A 19,336-nucleotide genomic window follows, 5' to 3' on the forward strand; every position below is an offset into this window, starting at 1 on the left:
AGGAGAGTGAATGACTATGACAAAGGTAACAACTCAAACACGTGAATCAAAGAAGGAAAATACATCCCTACGCGCTAAAGGTTTCGTACCGGCGGTAGTCTATGGATATAAAACAGACAGCAAGGCAATCGCTGTTGAAGAAATCGAATTAATTAAAGTACTTCGTGAGGTAGGCCGTAACGGTGTTATGAAATTAGACGTCGACGGAAAAACAATCAATGCTGTTCTTACAGATTATCAACAAGACCCAATCAAGGGTCAGATCCTTCATGCCGACTTCTTGGCAATCAACATGTCAGAAGAACTTGAAGTTGCTGTAACAGTAACACCAGTCGGCGACGCTGTTGGTGTGAAAGAAGGCGGTTCATTGACACAACCTAACCGTGAAGTGACTGTAAAAGTGAAACCATCGGATATTCCAGATCACATTGAAGTAGATGTGAGCGAATTGAACATCGGAGAGACTTTAACTCTTGGTGAGGTTCGCGATAAGATCGACTTTGATGTACAGGAAGAAGACGATTATGCACTAGTCTCTATCGCAGCTCCACGTTCTGATGAAGAACTAGAAGAACTGGATTCTACGGAAGATGAAGAGACAACTGAAGAGGATGCTACGGATGTAGAAGCTACAGAAGAAGCACCTGAAGAAGAAAAAGCTGAATAAGAAGTGCTCAAGGAGAGGAATTGTCAGGAATGGCAGTTCCTCTTCTTTTCTAGTACACTAGAGAGCATAACGCAAGGAAATGAAGAGGGACACACATGAAAATGATTATTGGCCTGGGCAATCCAGGGAAAAAATATGAAAAGACGCGCCACAATATCGGTTTTCTTGTTATCGATGAATTGGCCAAACAATATGGCGTTGAACTCAACCAAACAAAACATCACGCACTTTATGCCATTGCGCATACACCAAAAGGAAAAGTGCTTCTGGTGAAGCCTTATACGTATATGAACTTATCAGGTGAAGCGGTAGCCCCTTTGATGAACTATTATGATATCGACATAGAAGATATCGTCGTCATCTATGACGATTTAGATCTTGGGACAGGCAAGCTTCGATTGCGTCAACGCGGCAGTGCAGGCGGTCATAACGGGATTAAATCGTTGATTCAGCATTTGGGTACACAAAACTTCAACCGCATCCGAATCGGCATCAGTCGACCACCAGCAGGAATGAAAGTGCCCGATTACGTGCTCGCAAACTTCCGTGACGAAGAACAAACCGACATGGAACTTGCCATCAAAAAAAGTGCCGATGCTTGTACGCTTTGGCTCGACAAGCCGTTTTTAGAAGTGATGAATGACTATAACGGGGCATAAAATACTTTCTTTCTGCTTATACTGTCTGTAAAAAGGCGGTGGCAGAATGATACGTAGCCGGTGCCGGCACTGCAGGCAGGAGACGAGTGCCATTCCGTATGAGTCATTTTCGGAAATCGTACAAACCGTAACAAAAGAATCGTTGCCTTGGCAGCCACTCGTCACAGAAGAACATCCCGGTCAGTGGATCGTTGATGGTGTCTGTATCGCTTGTCGAGATGCGATGGAGCAAAACCCGCTTTACTTTTCACTAAACAAATGGATACAGTAACTGCTTTGGAATCAGCTCCAAAGCCTTTTTCTGTTTTCACTGGAGGAACTCTGTATGCACGCTTTATTACAGCTTTTACAAGAAGAGAAGAAAGTGCGTGACTGGATTGACTCGGTGCGCGCAGGAACGGATCATCAATTGATCACTGGTCTGACGGGCAGTGCCCGGACACTTCTCGGCCAACAACTTTATGAACAAACCAATCAATCGGTGCTGATCGTGGCACCGAATCTTTTGCATGCCCAAAAAGTGAAAGACGACTACGCTCGAGTTCTAGGAGAAGACCAGGTCTTCCTATATCCTGCCGATGAACTGATTGCAGCAGACATGGCCATCGCTAGTCCAGAGCTTCGCGCAGAACGAATTGAAACGCTCGATTATTTAGCTAGGAACAAGAAAGGCGTCTACATCATACCTGTTGCGGCTTTCCGTAAGAAATTGACACCTGTTGCCGAGTGGGAAGCTCTTGCACTCACACTTCGTGAAGGCGAAGACATCGAACCAGAGACGCTCTTGCAGACGTTAGTAGACCTAGGCTATAGCCGACAAGGTATGGTCTCGGCACCTGGAGAGTTTGCTACGCGAGGTGGCATCGTCGATATCTATCCGCTTCAAGCCGAGCATCCGATTCGTGTAGAGTTGTTTGATACAGAGATCGACTCGTTGCGTCAGTTCTCAGCAGATGACCAACGCTCTATGGGACGGTTAGAAGAAGTTCGCATCTTACCTGCAACGGATTACTTATGGTCTACAGAAAGACGCCTGCTTTTAAAGGAACGATTAGAAGTAGCGCTCGGGGAATCGTTAAAGAAAGTAAAGAACCCGCAAACACAACAGCTGTTCATGGACCATATCTCAAGAGACATCGGTCTACTGAAAGACGGCTTAGTGCCGGACGGTGTGGCGAAGTACTTGCCGCTGCTAGATGGCTACACTTCAGACTTGATGGATTACGTAAATGAAGACGCTATCGTGATCTTCGATGAGCTTGGTCGCATTCAAGAGACTGCAGAAACGTTAGAGCGAGAAGAGATGGACTGGTTCTTGTCACTATTAGAAGAAGGATTGATTGTCCATAAAGCGAAACCAGCCACTTCTTTAAAAACTGTGATGCAAGGGATGCAGCAGAAGCAGATCTACTATTCTCTATTTGCACGTACCTTCAGTGGGGTTCCCATCAAATCAACACTCAGCTTTTCGTGTAAGCCGATGCAAGAGTTCCATGGCCAGATGCACCTGCTCGCTGGGGAGATGGAGCGCTGGAAGCAAGGGAATTTCCGTGTTGTCATTCTTGCAGAAGGAAAAGAGCGTCTGCAAAAAGTACAAGAAGTGCTCGAAGACTACGACATGTCTTCAAAAATCATGCATCCGGATGCGCACCTCTCAGAACCTGGCGTTTATTTACTAGACGGTGATCTGAATGCTGGATTCGAGCTGCCATTGCAGCGTATTACGGTCATCACAGATGCGGAGCTCTTTAAGTCACGTCCGAAAAAACGAGCCAATCGTCAAAAGCTCTCGAATGCAGAGCGCATCAAGAGTTATTCCGATATCAAGCCAGGGGACTGGATTGTTCATATTCACCACGGGATCGGAAAGTATATTGGTATTGAAACCCTTGAGATGAACGGGATCCACAAAGACTACTTGCATATTCGCTACAAAGGCGATGACAAGTTATTTGTACCGGTTGACCAGATTGACCTCATCCAGAAATATGTGGGCTCCGGCGAGAAAGAGCCGAAAGTGCACAAACTGGGTGGTGCGGACTGGAAGAAGACGAAGACAAAAGTATCGAAAGCGGTTGAAGATATTGCGGACGAGTTGATCAAGCTCTATGCAAAACGCGAAGCTGAGATCGGTCATGCGTTTGAAGCCGACAATGATTTGCAGCAGGCATTTGAAGCTGCTTTCCCATATGAAGAGACGGAAGACCAGTTACGAACGATTGAAGAAATCAAGCGAGACATGGAAAAAGCACGCCCTATGGACCGACTCGTCTGTGGAGACGTAGGTTACGGGAAAACAGAAGTCGCCATTCGTGCAGCGTTCAAAGCTGTCATGGACGGCAAGCAAGTTGCCTTCTTATGTCCAACCACAATACTTGCACAGCAGCACTACGACACACTGATGGAGCGCTTTGCAGACTTCCCTATTGAAGTGGGCCTTCTGAGTCGCTTCCGTACGAAAAAGCAACAGACCGAGACGACGACTGGCCTTAAAAAAGGACTGGTCGATGTGGTAGTCGGAACGCACCGCGTGCTTTCTAAAGACGTCGAGTTCCAAGACCTTGGGCTTCTCATTGTCGATGAAGAACAACGCTTTGGTGTGAAGCACAAAGAAAAAATCAAACAATTGAAGACATCTGTGGATGTCATCACGTTGACAGCTACTCCGATTCCGCGGACACTTCACATGTCGATGATTGGTGTGCGTGACTTGTCTGTCATCGAGACGCCACCGAAGAACCGTTTCCCGATCCAGACGTATGTCGTCGAATACAACGGCGCACTTGTGCGAGAAGCGATTGAACGCGAGATGGCACGTGGTGGTCAGGTGTTCTTCTTATATAACCGCGTCGAAGATATTACACGCAAGGTCGAAGAAATCCAAAGTCTTGTCCCATCTGCTCGAGTTGCCTATGCGCACGGACAGATGACCGAGACGGAGCTTGAGTCCATCTTGATCAGTTTCTTGCAAGGAGAATATGACGTGCTCGTCACGACGACTATTATTGAGACGGGAATCGATATTCCGAACGTCAACACGTTGTTCGTCCATGATGCGGACCGCATGGGACTGTCCCAGCTGTATCAGTTACGTGGTCGAGTCGGCCGTTCGAACCGTGTCGCCTATGCGTATTTCATGCACCAGCGAGATAAGGTGCTGACAGATGTCGCAGAGAAGCGTCTGCAAGCCATCAAAGAGTTCACGGAGCTTGGTTCTGGATTCAAGATTGCGATGCGCGACTTGTCCATTCGAGGTGCGGGGAACCTTCTCGGTTCTCAACAGCACGGCTTTATCGATTCTGTCGGATACGATTTGTATACGCAGCTTCTTGAAGCAGCAGTGGAACGCAAGCGGACCGGGAAAGAGCAAGAAGAAGTCGTCGAGATCGAGATTTCCGTACCGTTCGATGCCTATCTCCCGGATACGTATATTGCCGATGGTTACCAAAAGATCCAGATGTACAAACGCATCAAAGCGTTCGATAAAGAAGAAGAATACCACGACATCTACGATGAGCTGCAAGACCGCTTCGGTGATGTGCCGCTTGAAGCCGAGAACTTGTTGCGTATTGCTCGCATGAAGGTTTGGGGCCGCCAAAGTGGTGTCGAGAGTATCAAAGAACAAGGTGGCAAGCTGATTGTCCGCTTTACAGAGAAGACCTCCCAGCAGTTTGACGCAGCGGTGTTCTACGAAAAGTCGATGGCATACGGCAAACAAGTCAATTTTGGTGTGGATCAAGGTCAGTTCCTCATTAAAATTGATTTAAAAGGCGGCAAGCACCATCCGTTCGACGTGCTCGAAAAAATGATGGAAGTGTCTCCACAAGCGATTCGTCAGGCATCTTAACGCAATGTGTGCATAATTTTCCTTTCTTGTCGCCATACTATGGCAGAGATAGCTAGAGTTTTCCAAGAGAGGATGGCCGCACATGAAAGCAACAGGAATTGTAAGACGAATCGATGATTTGGGACGTGTCGTGATTCCGAAAGAAATTCGGCGCACGATGCGTATCCGTGAAGGAGACCCCCTTGAAATTTTTACGGACCGTGAAGACGAGATCATTTTAAAAAAGTATTCTCCCATTCACAAGCTAGGTACATTTGCGAGCGAGTAATGCCGAAGCGCTCTATGAGACGCTTGGGACGCCCGTGATGATTACTGATCAGGACGAAGTAGTGGCGGTGGCAGGTCTTTCGAAGAAAGTGTCGAATGGATTCCTGGCGTCAAAGAGACAGTCCGTTCATATGGCGTTGTGCCCATCGTCTTGAATGTCGACATGATTGGCGACCTGTTTATCCTGTCGAAGGTGCACTATATCGGTGACCCGGAGATGAAGGCGCTTGAGACGGCTGCCAGCTTTTTGGCCAAACAAATGAATGGATGAGAGGAACCGTACCTATCTAGGTGCGGTTTTTTCCGTTGAATTTGGTATACTACGGTAAGAGAAATGAAGTAAGCAGGTGTACGCATGTCTACCCAATGGAAAATGTCCAGCTATATGAAAGGTGCAGCCATGCTCACCATATCAGCTCTTGTCATCAAACTACTGAGTGCCGTCTACCGTGTACCGTTCCAAAACATGGTGGGGGACGAAGGGTTTTATATTTACCAGCAGATCTACCCGTTCATCGGGATGATTACGACCTGGACGTCGGTCGGCTTTGCCGTCGCCCTTGCCAAACTGATGTCCGATTACCGGGCGCAGGGAGATGAGGCGACAGTCCAGAAGATCAAACAGGTCGGTTTTACGTATATCGGGTTGTTGTCTGTCGTTATTTTCTTGTTGTTTATACTCGGAGCAGACTGGCTTGCTGCAACGATGGGCGACACGAAGCTTGCCCCATTACTGCGTATCGGAGCCGTCGTCATCTTGGCGATGCCGTTTCTAGCTCTATTAAAAAGTATCTATCAATCTACCGAACGGTTGACGCCACTGGCCCTCTCGCAAGTGGTCGAACAAGCTGTCCGAGTTGGTTTCATCTTGGTCGGAGCACTCCTTGTGCTACAGTGGACCAATGATTTGTATGCAACAGGAGCGGTCGCACTATTTGGAGCAAGCGTTGGGGAAGCAGCTGGTATTGTACTCCTCGGCTGGTGGCTGACGAAAGACGAGCGCAGACTGTTTACGAAAACGACGTCGACTCTGTCGACCCGGTCCATCGTGCGTGACCTAACCTGGATCAGTATCAGTGCGAGTATCAGTAGCTTGTTCTTCCTCATGCTGCAGCTCATCGATTCCTTAACGGTGATGAATCAGCTGACGGTTATCGGAATGGACTTGCAACAGGCGAAAGAGACCAAAGGGATCTATGACCGCGTACAGCCACTCATTCAGATGGGCATCGTAGTGACGACGTCTTTGGCATTTGCACTCGTCCCACTCATTGCGAGTCGTTCCAAACAGCAGCAGGGTCGAGGCGCTATGCCATTTATTCAGCTGTCTTACCGAGTTGCTGTCTTGTTCGGAAGCGCCGCTGCGGTGGGCTTGATTTTAACGATGCCATACGTCAACGAAACGCTGTTTCAGACTCGGGATTTATCGGAAGTGCTGATGGTCGGAAGTGGTCAAGTGCTATGGCTGTCCCTCATTCTGTTGTTTATGGCAATCTTGCAAGGGGTCGGACGCATCTGGCGACCAACAGCGTGGCTCGTCGTCGCGCTTATCGTGAAAGTCGTGGGCAATAGCTTACTGATAGCGAACTACGGGATTTTAGGTGCCGCACTCGCAGGCAACATCGCGATGGTTGTCGCGCTCGCAGGAATCGTCTATGAATTGAAGCGGCAGTGGCCGGAAGCTCTGGCAGGCATGTCATTTTATGCGGGACTCGCTCTCTCGCTTGTCGTGATGACAGGAACAGTAGTGGCAGTAGAAGTGCTGCTCGACTCGGTGGTGCTCGATGCACTACCAAGCAGGTTACAGGCACTTGGCATCACACTAATTAGCGTGACACTCGGAGTCGTCGTCTTTTTGACAATCACGATGAAACGTCAGATGTTGCGCCCGAAAGAATGGTATCTGTTGCCGTTCGGCAAACGATTGGCAGGTGTTCAGCTCCTGCTGAACCGTAAGAAAGGATGAATCACATGGCAACCATTACAATCATTGGACTAGGAGCGGCAGAGCTCGATCAGTTGCCACTCGGCCTTTATAAATTTTTGAAACAGACGACATCTTTATACGTTCGAACAGAGGACCATCCGGTGCTGGCAGAACTTGCAGCCGAAGGCCTCAACTATACGAGTTTCGACGCAGTTTACGAGAAACATGACGACTTTGCCGCTGTCTACCGCGAGATTGCAGACACGCTCCTTGCGCTTTCGAAGTCGCAAGACGTTGTCTACGCGGTTCCAGGACATCCGCTCGTTGCGGAGCAGACTGTCCAGTATCTAATTGAAGCGGAGCGAGAGGGTCTTGTGACGCTTGAAATCAAAGGAGGTCAAAGCTTCCTGGACCCTTTATTCGCAGCCGTACGTGTGGATCCAATCGAAGGATTCCAGCTTCTAGACGGGACAGCGATGCGCCGAGACGACATTCAAATGAATCAGCACCTTTTTATTGGGCAAGTCTACGATGCATTCAGTGCGTCTGAAGTGAAGTTAACTTTGATGGAAAAGTACCCAGATGATTTTCCGGTGACTATCGTCACAGCTGCTGGTTCGTCGCAGGAAGTCATTCGCACGGTGCCACTTTTTGAACTAGACCGAGAAGTAGAATTGTCGAATCTCACGACGGTCTATGTGCCACCAGTAAAAGAACGCAGCAGTCGCTATAAAGAATGGCAGACGTTCCGCGAAATCGTAGCTATCTTGCGCAGCCCAGAAGGCTGTCCATGGGACCGCGAACAGACGCATGAATCGTTAAAGCGTTATGCGATCGAAGAAGTTTACGAGCTCGTTCAAGCTATCAATGAACAAGACGACGAGGCCATCATCGAAGAACTCGGGGACGTCTTATTACAAGTGTTCTTGCATGCACAAATCGGCGAAGATGCGGGCTACTTCACGATGGAAGATGTGTTGGAGCGTATCGCAGCCAAAATGGTTCGCAGGCATCCGCATGTGTTTGGTGACGTGACGGTCAACTCGTCCGGAGAAGTCTTAACGAACTGGCAGGCTATTAAAGAAACGGAAAAACCGAAAGTGGCACATCTGTTAGATGACCAGAAGCGAGACGAGTCCTCGCTACTTACATCATTCAATTTCCAAAAGAAAGCGGCTACAGTAGGTTTCGATTGGCCGGATATTGCAGGAGCTTGGGAGAAGTTTGACGAAGAAGTACAGGAGTGGAAAGCAGCGATTGCGAATGGGACTGCCGAGGAACAACTCGACGAACTGGGTGACGTGTTGTTCACGATCGTCAATCTCGCGCGCTTCTTGAAACTCTCACCAGAGCTTGCCATGCAGCAAGCCAATCAAAAGTTTGAACGACGTTTTCGCTTTGTTGAAGGCTCGGTCCGAGAAGGACGCGGCGAGTTCCATGAGTACTCGCTCGAAGAGTTAGACGGGTTTTGGAATCAAGCGAAACAACAAGAAAGAGGGGATTAATATGCGTTTAGATAAGTATTTGAAAGTATCACGCCTGATCAAGCGCCGGACACTTGCAAAAGAAGTGGCGGAACAGGGGCGAATCGAAATCAACGGTAAGACAGCAAAAGCGAGTAGTGTAGTGAAAGCCGGCGACGAACTTCGCATTCGATTTGGTCAGAAAGTCGTGACGGCTCGAGTAGAAAGTATTCGTGAAAATGCGAAAAAAGAAGAGGCAGCGATGATGTTCACGATCTTAAGTGAAGAGCGCCTTGCAAAAGTAGAACCAGAATTTATCGATGACGCGGAGTAGCCTTAGGGCATACTCCGTTTTTTTTATCTTATATGCTATGGTGTGAAGCAACCGATGCGGGCACTTGGGAGGGTAGGAAGTCTTCTTTTTATACGGCCCATTTGGAAGTGTCTTCATGTACTTGTGACCTTGGTTCGGTTTGTGGTTTGCTTTTATGTCAAACTTGTAGCGACTTTCTATCGTTGGACCTATCCCTTATTTTCAAAAATATTTCCAACTGCACTTCAAAGAGCGGCTCAATTTATGTATAATATAGCCAACAAACGTAGGAGGAGGAAATTGAATGAGCCAAAATGAACGAACGAATCAACTCGAACAACAAATTTCATCAATCAATTCCGAATACGTGCGCTCGGTCCAAAAGAAAAAGAAACGCCAGCATGCTCAGCGTGTACGTCTCTATCGTCGTCTTGCGGCCTTTGCAGTCGTTGCATCCCTTATAATCGGATTTTTAGTGCATTCGCTGCTTGAGAGTCAAAGAACTCTGGCAGAGAAAAAAGCAACTCAAATCGAAGTGGAGCAGTCTCTCGTAGAAACGACGGAAGAAAAAGAATCCTTGGAGCTGCAAATTGCGAAGCTTAATGATGACGAGTACATTGGGAAGTTGCTGCGCAAAGACTATTTTCTATCTGAAGAAAATGAACTAATTTTCACTTTACCAAAAGACGATCAAGATAAAGAATCAGACGACTAAAAGAGTGCCATGATTGACACTCTTTTTTTGTTGGTTATAATTAAGGTAAGCGTGGCGCAGTGCGTCACAGTGTATTTTTAAGGAGGAGCATTTTTTTTATGTCAATTGAAGTAGGCAGCAAGGTAGAAGGTAAAGTAACAGGGATCACAAACTTCGGCGCATTCGTAGAACTGCCAGGTGGTAAAACAGGTCTGGTTCACATCAGTGAAGTCGCAGATAACTACGTCAAAGATATCAACGATCACTTAAAAGTTGGCGATATGGTTGAAGTCAAGGTGATGAATGTTGAAGCGGACGGGAAAATCGGATTGTCTATCCGTAAAGCAAAGCCGCAAGCTGAACGACCTGAGCGTCCTGAGCGACCACAACGTCCACGTAACAACAACTTCCGTTCAAATGATCGGGATCGTACACCACCTAAAGAGAACTTTGAATCAAAAATGTCACGTTTCTTAAAAGATAGCGAAGAGCGTCTATCTACATTAAAGCGTGCAACAGAATCTAAACGTGGTGGCCGTGGAGCAAAAAGAGGCTAATCTTTATTGACTGACTACGCGTAAAAAAGTGTTCATATATAGATTGTGTCAAACCGTCCCTTTTCGGGGCGGTTTTTTTGTTTGGGGAGATCTTGCTAGGAAGGGCGGTTGGATAGCTGGGGGTGTGTTTGAGTGTAGGATTGGTTTTCATAAAACGACTTCGGATCTACAAATACGTTTATATGTCTTAGAAATGAGAGTACATGTCTTAGAAATCGCGTTCTATGTTTTAGAAAACGCCTCACTTGTACAAGAACGACCGCTCACCCTCAAAAAAGCTCTTGAAGTCCTTAAAACCTTACTAGGAAGGGCGAGCCGGTTCCACTTTTCGTGGTGTCTAGTTGCACCGGCTAGAAACCCACTCAAAAATCAGCCATACCCGATGAGGCAAAGAGCGCCTCACCGGGCACGTCTGATTCCCGAGGAGTTTCTGATCGAGCCGGTTCCACTTTTCTAAATAAAAAAAACACCAACCCGCATTTGTTATGCGAATCAGTGCTTGTGATGACCCCTACGGGATTCGAACCCGTGTTACCGCCGTGAAAGGGCGGTGTCTTAACCGCTTGACCAAGGGGCCGAAAAATATATGGTGGCGGCAGAGGGGATCGAACCCCCGACCTCACGGGTATGAACCGTACGCTCTAGCCAGCTGAGCTACGCCGCCTTGTTTTTTTCGGACAATTAGTATCATACAAGCGCAGCGGAAAGAAGTCAATACGTTTTCGAAAAAAAATCATGAATGGCGTGGAATCAGGTAGGTGAAGAGACCGTTCCACTATTGTGTCAAACCGAAACAGCTGGTGCAGTCACTAGAAGCCGAACAATAACATCGGGTGCAACGAGCAACAAGTCCATGACATCGTGGCTCTAGTAAGCAGTTGGGCAGATGAACCAATGCAATGCAGTGGACGCACCACTTTAGTAGAACCTTTTGAACATCAAGAGCTTCTTATCACATCTGCGATTGCCTTCGGTGTGACGGCAGATGTTGCCACTTCATCCAAAAACGGAACGATACGAAGCGGCAATCAGCATTTTCTATTTCCGGTCCACGATGGGTTGTTTGCAGTACTGCGGATGGCAAGCGACGATCAGACGGTCATTTGTCTTCATATCACCAAACGACTCCCGAACTGGTCTCTTTTTACTCCTCGTCAAGTGATGCGCGTGGTAAACTGATACAAAAAGGAGGCGCCGCGATGGAACAGCAAGTACTGACATTCATGAAAAAATATCACATCGATTACCGAGGAAAAAAGCTCTTACTCGCTTGTTCCGGTGGAGCTGATTCTGTTGCGGTAGTCCGGTTCTATCACCAACATGCACACGAGATGGGTTGGTCGCTAGGCATCGTGCACGCCGATCATCAATTGCGTGGCAAAGCCTCTACAGGAGACCGGGAATTCGTGGAACAACTGGGGCAAGCTCTAGGAATTCCGGTCTATAGTAAGACTCTAGCTGTTCCTGAACGATTATCTCAAGGAGGCAACACGCAACAGGTATGCCGCGAAGAGCGGTATGCCTATTTTTCGTGGATCATGGAAACACAGAAATTCGATGTTCTGGTACAAGGTCATCACGCGGACGATCAAGTCGAGACGGTGTTCATGCAACTAGTCAAAGGGACTGATGCAAGTGGGGTAGGGATCCCCGTGCACCGAACGTTCCAAGGGAAACCTCTCATCCGGCCGTTCCTTTCAGTCACTCGCCAAGACATTGAGCTGTACTTACATACAATGCAGCAACCGTATCGACAAGATGCGAGCAATGCATCCGATACATATACACGCAATCGCTTCCGACATCACATCGTTCCTCTGTTACAGGAAGAAAATTCGTCGGTTGCCAAGCAAATTGAGAAATTTGTGGAGCGTCAAAGAGAAGATCAAGACTATTTGGACCAGCAGGCGCGGCTGCATTTTGAACAGCTTGTGACAGAAACGTCTGAGACATCTCGAACCCTTGATAGAAAAGAGTTTGTCAAGCTTCCAATCGCTTTACAAAGACGTATCATTCTTTTACTATGGAACTACTTGCAACCTCAAGCAGCCGCACTGGCGTCTTCCGTGATAGACACTATTCTCCACGTGGCGCAGCAGTCCTCAGGTACCCAGTATGTCCATCTTCCAAATGCTTTCCGTTTCATTCGTTCTTACGATCAGTTACTCCTTGTCCAAGAGATGCCAACCAAGATGCCAGTTCAACAAACGATACCGTTTGATCAGTGGATTTCTACTAGCTTGAATGTACAGCTTCTTGTTACACGTTCAGAGCAACAATACGAGGGAGACTGGTATTACTTACAGCTCGAAGATGAGGACTTTCCACTTCGCCTTCGGACGAGAGAACCGGGAGATACGTTGGATCTAGGAAGCTACCATAAGAAAGTGACGCGGCTATTTATTGACGAAAAAGTGGCAAAGCAAAAACGCGAGGGCTGGCCCCTGCTTGTCACACAAAAGAATGGTATACTAGGACTAATCGGCTTACGCTACAGTAGCAAGCTGAATAAAACGAACAAAACCCCTTGGGTGATATGGATAAAACAGGAGGATTCCACATGTTAGAAAAGGATATTCAAGAAATTTTATTGACGGACGAGCAAATTCAGGAAAAGGCAAAAGAACTCGGTGCTGTACTTTCACAAGAGTATGCAGACAAGTTCCCTCTTGCAATCGGTATTCTGAAAGGAGCTATGCCGTTCATGTCTGATCTGATGAAGCATGTGGATGCGTATGTGGAAATGGATTATATGGACGTTTCCAGCTACGGAAATGCAACAGTCTCTTCAGGTGAAGTGAAAATTGTCAAAGACTTGAACACAAGCGTCGAAGGTCGCGACATCATCATCGTTGAAGACATCATCGATAGCGGAAAGACACTTAGCTACCTGATTGATCTGTTCAAATACCGTAAAGCCAAATCTATTAAAATCGTGACACTATTAGATAAACCATCTGGTCGTAAAGTGGACTTAGAAGCGGACTATGTTGGGTTCTTAGTACCGGATGCATTTGTTGTAGGATACGGGCTTGATTATGCAGAGAGATACCGCAACCTGCCTTACGTGGGCGTACTGAAGAAAGAAGTCTATTCTTTCTAAATCTCAGTATCTTGGTTTAAAGGCATTTCATTGTACGTGCTAATTTTCCTATGATAAGATATTCTATAGTTTTTTAACCTAAAAAGACCCTCATCTCACAAAAGGTGGGATGTGATTTTTTGACTAAGTCTGTGAGGAGGCTAGGAATGAATCGAGCACTGCGCTACGCGATACTATATTTATTGATTTTCTTCGTGATCGTTGGGATTTTTGCTACGTTTAATCAAAGCGGAACGCCGACGAAAGAATTAACTACTAATGAATTTATTCAAGCCGTTGAAGACGGTGAAGTAAAAGAGTTCGTCATCCAGCCTGTCAATAACGTGTATGTCGTTACAGGTGAGATGGTAGATGCAAAAGAAGGCGAGACATTTAACGCTCGTATTCCTTACAATGGCCAATTTACAGAGCAAGAACTTGGTCAGTTGGCTGATGACAACAATGTAAAATGGGATACAGAAGAAGCGCCACAAACTAGTGGATGGGTTCAGTTCTTAACAGGACTTCTTCCATTCTTAATCATTATCATCTTGTTCTTCTTCCTATTAAGTCAATCACAGGGCGGTGGAAACCGTGTGATGAACTTCGGAAAGAGCAAGGCGAAGCTATATGATGACAAGAAAAAAGCGAAATTTGAAGATGTAGCGGGTGCTGATGAAGAGAAAGCGGAGCTTGTAGAAGTTGTAGACTTCTTGAAAGATCCACGCAAATTTGCTGAACTTGGTGCACGTATTCCTAAAGGTATCTTACTAGTAGGTCCTCCAGGGACGGGTAAAACATTACTTGCTCGCGCTGTTGCTGGTGAAGCAGGCGTACCGTTCTTCTCTATTTCCGGCTCGGACTTCGTGGAAATGTTCGTAGGGGTCGGGGCATCTCGTGTACGTGACCTGTTCGAAAATGCAAAGAAAAATGCACCTTGTATCATCTTCATTGATGAGATCGATGCAGTAGGTCGTCAACGTGGTGCCGGTCTTGGTGGGGGACACGATGAACGTGAACAAACCTTGAACCAATTACTTGTTGAAATGGATGGATTCGGCGCTAACGAAGGAATTATCATCGTAGCTGCAACGAACCGACCAGATATTCTTGACCCTGCATTATTACGTCCAGGTCGTTTTGACCGTCAAATTACTGTTGGTCGTCCAGATGTAAAAGGTCGTGAAGCGGTACTTAAAGTACATGCTCGCAACAAGCCTTTATCAGAAGGCGTAGACTTGAAAGCTATTGCGCAGCGTACCCCTGGTTTCTCTGGTGCGGATCTTGAGAACTTATTGAACGAAGCAGCACTTGTTGCCGCTCGTCGTAACAAAAAGAAAATTGATATGCATGATATTGATGAAGCGACAGACCGCGTTATTGCGGGTCCAGCTAAATCAACAAAAGTCATCTCAGCAAAAGAACGTAAGATTGTGGCGTTCCACGAAGCAGGACACGTGGTCATCGGTCTTACACTGGACAATGCAGAGACTGTGCATAAAGTGACCATCGTTCCTCGTGGTCAGGCAGGCGGTTATGCCGTGATGCTTCCGAAAGAGGATCGTTACTTCATGACAAAGCCGGAGCTTTTAGATAAAGTATCTGGTCTCCTTGGTGGTCGTGTAGCAGAAGACATCGTCTTTGGCGAAGTGTCTACAGGTGCTCACAATGACTTCCAACGCGCAACGAGCATTGTTCGTAGCATGGTAACGGAGTATGGTATGAGTGACAAGCTTGGGCCGATGCAGTTCGGTCAATCGCAAGGAGGCAACGTCTTCTTAGGACGTGACTTCAACTCGGAGCAGAACTACTCAGATGCGATTGCATATGAAATCGACCAAGAGATGCAGCGTATGATCAAAGAACAGTACGCACGCACGAAAGATATCTTGACTGAAAAACGTGACCTTTTAAACCTGATTGCAGAGACATTGCTTGAAGTGGAAACACTGGATGCGGCTCAGATCATTCACTTGAAAGAACACGGTACACTTCCAGAGCGCAAGTTTGAAGAGCCTTCTGTAGTGGAAGAAGAGACAAATGATGTAACAGGTGCTCCTTCAGATCCATCTACAGCAGACCTGCCGTCAGAATCAACACCATCTGACACAGGTGCTGGAAACCCAATTCAAGAAGATCGTAAATAGAACGAAGCGTAAGCATCTCTCCGGTGCTTACGCTTTTCTTTCTCTTTGATGGCTGTGGTATGATTCAAGGTGAAATGAGGGACACAGAATGATATTAGTCATGGACATTGGGAATACCAATATCGTACTTGGCGTTTACGACCAAGACACATTGCAGCACCACTGGCGCATGGAGACAGATCGCAACAAAACAGAAGACGAATACGGGATGCAGGTCAAAGCACTGTTCCAGCATGCAGGGCTCGACTTTTCAGACATCACGGGCATCATTATGTCGTCTGTAGTGCCTCCGATCATGTTCTCGCTCGAAGCCATGTGCACCAAATACTTTAAACAGAAGCCACTGATTGTAGGTCCAGGAGTAAAGACGGGCCTCAATATCAAATATGAAAATCCGCGTGAAGTCGGAGCAGACCGGATTGTGAATGCTGTTGCAGGCATACACTATTACGGAGCGCCTTTGATTATCGTCGATTTCGGCACGGCCACGACCTATTGCTATATCAATGAACGTGGTGACTATATGGGCGGTGCTATTGCCCCGGGAATTGGCATCTCAACAGAGGCCTTGTTCGCACGGGCAAGCAAGCTTCCTCGGATTGAACTGACCACGCCAGGACAGGTCGTCGGTAAAAATACTGTGTCAGCTATGCAGTCAGGGATTGTTTACGGCTATGTCGGCCAAGTGGAAGGCATCGTCAACCGGATGAAGAAATCAGGCAACGCACAAGCGAAGGTCATTGCGACCGGAGGCTTAGCCCCGCTGATCTCTCAAGAGACCGACGTGATCGATCAAATCGATCCGTTCTTAACCTTAAAAGGACTGTATTTACTTTATAAACGAAATGAGAAAGTAGGAATGAACAATGAGTGATTATTTAGTACGCGCATTAGCGTTTGATGGACAAGTACGTGCATTTGCAGCTCGTACAACAGACATGGTAGCAGAAGCACAACGACGTCATGACACATGGCCGATCCCTTCAGCGGCATTAGGCCGTTCGATGACAGCCGCTGTCATGATGGGCGCTATGCTAAAAGGTGACGACAAACTGACAGTGAAAATCGAAGGGAACGGTCCTGCGGGTCCTATCATCATCGATGCCAACGCACACGGAGAAGCTCGCGGTTATATTACGAATCCACACGTGCACTTTGATTTGAACGAGCAAGGGAAACTGGACGTTCGCCGCGTTGTCGGTACAGAAGGCGCACTTACTGTAGTGAAAGACCTTGGTATGCGTGATTTCTTCAGTGGCCAGGTGCCAATCGTCTCAGGAGAAATTGCAGAAGACTTCACTTATTATTACGCAACTTCAGAGCAAGTCCCGTCATCAGTTGGACTTGGTGTTCTTGTGAACCCAGACAACTCGATTCTAGCAGCAGGAGGCTTTATCATTCAGTTGATGCCAGGTACGGAAGATGAGACGATCACAGAAATCGAAAACCATCTATCTCGCATGGAGCCTGTTTCGAAATTGATTGAACGCGGTCTCACACCTGAAGAACTTTTAAAAGAAATTTTAGGGGAAGACAACGTGCAGATCTTGAATCAACAAGACGTGTCCTTCAGCTGTAACTGTTCGAAAGAGCGTTTTGGAGCCGCTATTATTTCCCTCGGTCCTGACGAAATTCGTGATATGATTGAAGAAGATGGCGGAGCGGAGGCGCAATGTCATTTTTGTATGGAACAGTATCACTATAACGTAGATGAACTGGAGACAATGATTGATGAGGCCAAACGACCGAACTGAAACACGTAAAACCAAACGATTAAAAACAAAGCCTGCGCTTCTCGTCATGGGAATCTTGCTGCTTGGAAACCTTCTATGGTTCATAGCCTGGCTCATTCCTAATAATGCGGGAAGTGGTGAAGCTGTGGCGGAAGTTGATGGCGACGCAATCCGTCACGAAGACTGGGTAGCTGAGATGGAGTCCCGGGTAGGCCGTGAATCTCTCGAAGCTCTCGTCAACGAAAAGGTGATGGAAGCTGCAGCGAAGAAGCATGATATCGACGTATCGGACGAAGAGCTCGAACTGGAGCTAGCACTCTACCGCTCTGCTACAGAAGGCACGGACCAAACGTTTCTTGGGCTGAATGAAGAGCAGATGACAAAGAAGATTCGAGCTCGCATCATTTTAGAAAAGGTCCTGGCGAAGGATGTCGTTGTAGAGGACCAGGCGTTGAAAGACTATTACGAACAAAACAAATCGTTGTATGAAGTCCCGACGTCCTATGATGTCAAAGCCATCTTTGTCTCTTCTCAAGAAGAGGCAGAGTCCGTCAAACAAGAGCTCGAGAGCGGTTCTTCCTTTGAGGGACTTGCCCGTGAGCGATCAATAGATGCTAGTACTGCATCTTTAGGTGGCTCTCTTGGATTCATCAATGCCAATACTACGTCGCTGGACCCGAATATAGTCCGTGCCGCTTCTGAACTGGAGCCGATGGAACTAAGTGAAGCCTTGCCACTGACGGATGGCCGATTCGCAGTGATTCAAGTCCAAAGCGTTTCGGAAGGCACCTCTTTCAGTTTTGATGATGTCAAAGCGCATATTCAAAGAGAATTAGCACTAGAACAGTTGCCGCAATCCGTGACGCCGCGCGCCTTTTGGGAAGAATTTGATGCCACCTGGTTATACGAAGACTAAAGGTACTATTTGACAGACAATTTCACTTATTGGTAAGCTAACTTAAAACCTATTAAAAAACTAGGAATTAGGAGTGAGCGTATGGCGAGAACAGCACAATCCATTACAGAATTGGTAGGCCACACACCTATCGTCAAATTGAATCGAGTCACAGATGCTAACGATGCAGAAGTCTATGTGAAACTGGAATACTTCAATCCCGGGAGTAGTGTTAAAGATCGTATCGCTCTTGCGATGATTGAAGCAGCTGAGAAATCAGGAGACTTGAAGCCTGGGGATACTCTTGTAGAACCGACGAGCGGAAATACAGGGATCGGGCTTGCGATGGTTGCAGCAGCAAAAGGCTACAACTCTGTGCTTGTCATGCCGGACACAATGAGTATGGAGCGCCGCAACTTGCTTCGTGCTTACGGAGCTGAGCTCGTGCTGACGCCAGGAGCGGACGGAATGAAAGGCGCTATTGCGAAGGCAGAAGAACTTGCTGAAACACAAGGCTACTTCATGCCACAACAGTTCAACAACGAAGCCAATCCTGAAGTGCACCGCCTGACAACAGGTCCCGAAATCGTTAAAGCGTTTGATCAGCTGGACGGTTTTGTAGCGGGAATCGGTACAGGAGGTACGATCACAGGTGCTGGAGGCGTGTTGAAAGAAAGCTTCCCAGGCATTCACATCGCAGCTGTGGAACCAAAAGATTCACCAGTCCTTTCTGGTGGTTCTCCAGGTCCCCACAAAATTCAAGGAATCGGCGCCGGATTTGTACCGAAAGTATTGAACACAGAGGTCTATGACAGTGTCATTCAAGTCTCCAATGAAGATGCCTATGCTATGGCGCGAGAAGTGGCTAAAGCGGAAGGAATTCTAGGGGGCGTGTCATCAGGAGCTGCCATTCATGCTGCGCTTCAATTAGCGAAGCAACTGGGTAAAGGAAAAAAGGTCTTAGCGATCATCCCGTCAAACGGAGAGCGTTACTTGAGCACACCTTTATACAATTTTGAGAACCAATAAAATCTAGTGAAACAGGCCGTCCAGAAGGGCGGTCTTTTTTCTTTTCTAACGTAGGA

Annotated in this window: 18 protein-coding genes, 2 tRNA genes and 1 pseudogene; 19 read left to right on the forward strand and 2 right to left on the reverse strand. The window is 47.2% G+C overall.

What is annotated here, in order from left to right; genetic code table 11:
* The first annotated feature begins 16 nt into the window (after positions 1–16).
* The 10 genes and pseudogenes from CQS04_RS13100 to CQS04_RS13145 all read left to right on the forward strand — a co-directional run bounded on the left by CQS04_RS13100 (position 17) and on the right by CQS04_RS13145 (position 10,394).
* Entirely contained in the window at positions 17–667 is a 651-nt protein-coding gene (locus tag CQS04_RS13100) for a 50S ribosomal protein L25/general stress protein Ctc (RefSeq protein ID WP_342745784.1), read from the forward strand.
* Between the two features lie 95 nt (positions 668–762).
* Entirely contained in the window at positions 763–1,326 is a 564-nt protein-coding gene (gene pth / locus CQS04_RS13105) for an aminoacyl-tRNA hydrolase (RefSeq protein WP_100354567.1), read from the forward strand.
* Between the two features lie 46 nt (positions 1,327–1,372).
* Positions 1,373–1,597, forward strand: coding sequence for an anti-sigma-F factor Fin (locus CQS04_RS13110; protein ID WP_100354568.1), 225 nt, complete (start codon positions 1,373–1,375; stop codon positions 1,595–1,597).
* A 54-nt stretch (positions 1,598–1,651) separates the two neighbouring features.
* Complete coding sequence (gene mfd, locus CQS04_RS13115; protein WP_100354569.1) at positions 1,652–5,173, forward strand: transcription-repair coupling factor; 3,522 nt, start codon at positions 1,652–1,654, stop codon at positions 5,171–5,173.
* Positions 5,174–5,255: 82 nt separating this feature from the next.
* Positions 5,256–5,711: pseudogene (locus CQS04_RS13965) on the forward strand (stage V sporulation T C-terminal domain-containing protein).
* An 84-nt stretch (positions 5,712–5,795) separates the two neighbouring features.
* Entirely contained in the window at positions 5,796–7,406 is a 1,611-nt protein-coding gene (locus CQS04_RS13125) for a putative polysaccharide biosynthesis protein (RefSeq protein WP_100354570.1), read from the forward strand.
* A 5-nt stretch (positions 7,407–7,411) separates the two neighbouring features.
* The gene (gene yabN, locus CQS04_RS13130; protein ID WP_100354571.1) at positions 7,412–8,872 is read left to right on the forward strand and encodes a bifunctional methyltransferase/pyrophosphohydrolase YabN; all 1,461 of its coding nucleotides are present in this window, start codon (positions 7,412–7,414) and stop codon (positions 8,870–8,872) included.
* Position 8,873: 1 nt separating this feature from the next.
* Positions 8,874–9,164: an RNA-binding S4 domain-containing protein gene (locus CQS04_RS13135; RefSeq protein WP_100354572.1), complete on the forward strand. Its 291-nt coding sequence runs from the start codon at positions 8,874–8,876 to the stop codon at positions 9,162–9,164.
* Positions 9,165–9,447: 283 nt separating this feature from the next.
* Complete coding sequence (locus CQS04_RS13140; protein ID WP_100354573.1) at positions 9,448–9,858, forward strand: FtsB family cell division protein; 411 nt, start codon at positions 9,448–9,450, stop codon at positions 9,856–9,858.
* 98 nt (positions 9,859–9,956) lie between these two features.
* The gene (locus tag CQS04_RS13145; RefSeq protein ID WP_094941912.1) at positions 9,957–10,394 is read left to right on the forward strand and encodes a S1 domain-containing RNA-binding protein; all 438 of its coding nucleotides are present in this window, start codon (positions 9,957–9,959) and stop codon (positions 10,392–10,394) included.
* 505 nt (positions 10,395–10,899) lie between these two features.
* On the opposite strand, the gene CQS04_RS13155 is transcribed toward CQS04_RS13145, so the two are convergent.
* Both CQS04_RS13155 and CQS04_RS13160 read right to left on the reverse strand, forming a co-directional pair.
* Positions 10,900–10,971 (reverse strand) — tRNA-Glu (locus CQS04_RS13155).
* Between the two features lie 10 nt (positions 10,972–10,981).
* Positions 10,982–11,058: transfer RNA gene (locus CQS04_RS13160), tRNA-Met, on the reverse strand.
* Between the two features lie 75 nt (positions 11,059–11,133).
* Between CQS04_RS13160 and CQS04_RS14025 the strand changes: the two genes are divergently transcribed.
* The 9 genes from CQS04_RS14025 to cysK all read left to right on the forward strand — a co-directional run bounded on the left by CQS04_RS14025 (position 11,134) and on the right by cysK (position 19,280).
* On the forward strand, positions 11,134–11,265 hold the full coding sequence (locus CQS04_RS14025) for a hypothetical protein (protein WP_281257857.1): 132 nt from the start codon (positions 11,134–11,136) through the stop codon (positions 11,263–11,265).
* A 23-nt stretch (positions 11,266–11,288) separates the two neighbouring features.
* Positions 11,289–11,573 carry a hypothetical protein gene (locus CQS04_RS13165; protein ID WP_100354575.1) on the forward strand — a complete coding sequence of 95 codons (285 nt, stop codon included), beginning with the start codon at positions 11,289–11,291 and terminating at the stop codon, positions 11,571–11,573.
* Positions 11,574–11,593: 20 nt separating this feature from the next.
* Positions 11,594–12,961, forward strand: coding sequence for a tRNA lysidine(34) synthetase TilS (gene tilS / locus CQS04_RS13170; RefSeq protein ID WP_100354576.1), 1,368 nt, complete (start codon positions 11,594–11,596; stop codon positions 12,959–12,961).
* Positions 12,955–13,497: a hypoxanthine phosphoribosyltransferase gene (gene hpt / locus CQS04_RS13175; RefSeq protein ID WP_100354577.1), complete on the forward strand. Its 543-nt coding sequence runs from the start codon at positions 12,955–12,957 to the stop codon at positions 13,495–13,497. The genes tilS and hpt overlap by 7 nt, the downstream gene beginning before the upstream one ends.
* Before the next feature lie 146 nt (positions 13,498–13,643).
* Positions 13,644–15,623 (forward strand): ATP-dependent zinc metalloprotease FtsH, encoded by a 1,980-nt coding sequence (ftsH, locus tag CQS04_RS13180; protein WP_100354578.1) that lies wholly within the window; start codon positions 13,644–13,646, stop codon positions 15,621–15,623.
* 88 nt (positions 15,624–15,711) lie between these two features.
* A complete protein-coding gene (locus CQS04_RS13185) occupies positions 15,712–16,497 on the forward strand; it encodes a type III pantothenate kinase (RefSeq protein ID WP_100354579.1) in 786 nt (261 codons plus the stop codon).
* Positions 16,490–17,377, forward strand: a complete 888-nt coding sequence (gene hslO, locus CQS04_RS13190; protein ID WP_100354580.1) for an Hsp33 family molecular chaperone HslO — start codon at positions 16,490–16,492, stop codon at positions 17,375–17,377. Before CQS04_RS13185 ends, hslO begins: the two co-directional genes overlap by 8 nt.
* Positions 17,355–18,272, forward strand: coding sequence for a peptidyl-prolyl cis-trans isomerase (locus CQS04_RS13195; protein ID WP_100354581.1), 918 nt, complete (start codon positions 17,355–17,357; stop codon positions 18,270–18,272). The genes hslO and CQS04_RS13195 overlap by 23 nt, the downstream gene beginning before the upstream one ends.
* 81 nt (positions 18,273–18,353) lie before the next feature.
* Positions 18,354–19,280, forward strand: coding sequence for a cysteine synthase A (cysK, locus tag CQS04_RS13200; protein ID WP_100354582.1), 927 nt, complete (start codon positions 18,354–18,356; stop codon positions 19,278–19,280).
* The last annotated feature ends 56 nt before the right edge of the window (positions 19,281–19,336 follow it).

The organism is Chryseomicrobium excrementi (assembly GCF_002798305.1).
Classification (GTDB): Bacteria; Bacillota; Bacilli; order Bacillales_A; family Planococcaceae; genus Chryseomicrobium; species Chryseomicrobium excrementi.

What these genes read in the sequence shown, in the direction of transcription:
- CQS04_RS13145 (WP_094941912.1), top strand. Translation starts at nt 9,957, where the DNA reads ATGTCAATTGAAGTAGGCAGCAAGGTAGAAGGTAAAGTAACAGGGATC.
- CQS04_RS13100 (WP_342745784.1), top strand. Translation starts at nt 17, where the DNA reads ATGACAAAGGTAACAACTCAAACACGTGAATCAAAGAAGGAAAATACA.
- CQS04_RS13140 (WP_100354573.1), top strand. Translation starts at nt 9,448, where the DNA reads ATGAGCCAAAATGAACGAACGAATCAACTCGAACAACAAATTTCATCA.
- CQS04_RS13110 (WP_100354568.1), top strand. Translation starts at nt 1,373, where the DNA reads ATGATACGTAGCCGGTGCCGGCACTGCAGGCAGGAGACGAGTGCCATT.
- hslO (WP_100354580.1), top strand. Translation starts at nt 16,490, where the DNA reads ATGAGTGATTATTTAGTACGCGCATTAGCGTTTGATGGACAAGTACGT.
- CQS04_RS13125 (WP_100354570.1), top strand. Translation starts at nt 5,796, where the DNA reads ATGTCTACCCAATGGAAAATGTCCAGCTATATGAAAGGTGCAGCCATG.
- CQS04_RS14025 (WP_281257857.1), top strand. Translation starts at nt 11,134, where the DNA reads ATGGCGTGGAATCAGGTAGGTGAAGAGACCGTTCCACTATTGTGTCAA.
- mfd (WP_100354569.1), top strand. Translation starts at nt 1,652, where the DNA reads ATGCACGCTTTATTACAGCTTTTACAAGAAGAGAAGAAAGTGCGTGAC.
- CQS04_RS13135 (WP_100354572.1), top strand. Translation starts at nt 8,874, where the DNA reads ATGCGTTTAGATAAGTATTTGAAAGTATCACGCCTGATCAAGCGCCGG.
- cysK (WP_100354582.1), top strand. Translation starts at nt 18,354, where the DNA reads ATGGCGAGAACAGCACAATCCATTACAGAATTGGTAGGCCACACACCT.
- CQS04_RS13165 (WP_100354575.1), top strand. Translation starts at nt 11,289, where the DNA reads ATGCAATGCAGTGGACGCACCACTTTAGTAGAACCTTTTGAACATCAA.
- CQS04_RS13195 (WP_100354581.1), top strand. Translation starts at nt 17,355, where the DNA reads ATGAGGCCAAACGACCGAACTGAAACACGTAAAACCAAACGATTAAAA.
- CQS04_RS13185 (WP_100354579.1), top strand. Translation starts at nt 15,712, where the DNA reads ATGATATTAGTCATGGACATTGGGAATACCAATATCGTACTTGGCGTT.
- hpt (WP_100354577.1), top strand. Translation starts at nt 12,955, where the DNA reads ATGTTAGAAAAGGATATTCAAGAAATTTTATTGACGGACGAGCAAATT.
- yabN (WP_100354571.1), top strand. Translation starts at nt 7,412, where the DNA reads ATGGCAACCATTACAATCATTGGACTAGGAGCGGCAGAGCTCGATCAG.
- pth (WP_100354567.1), top strand. Translation starts at nt 763, where the DNA reads ATGAAAATGATTATTGGCCTGGGCAATCCAGGGAAAAAATATGAAAAG.
- ftsH (WP_100354578.1), top strand. Translation starts at nt 13,644, where the DNA reads ATGAATCGAGCACTGCGCTACGCGATACTATATTTATTGATTTTCTTC.
- tilS (WP_100354576.1), top strand. Translation starts at nt 11,594, where the DNA reads ATGGAACAGCAAGTACTGACATTCATGAAAAAATATCACATCGATTAC.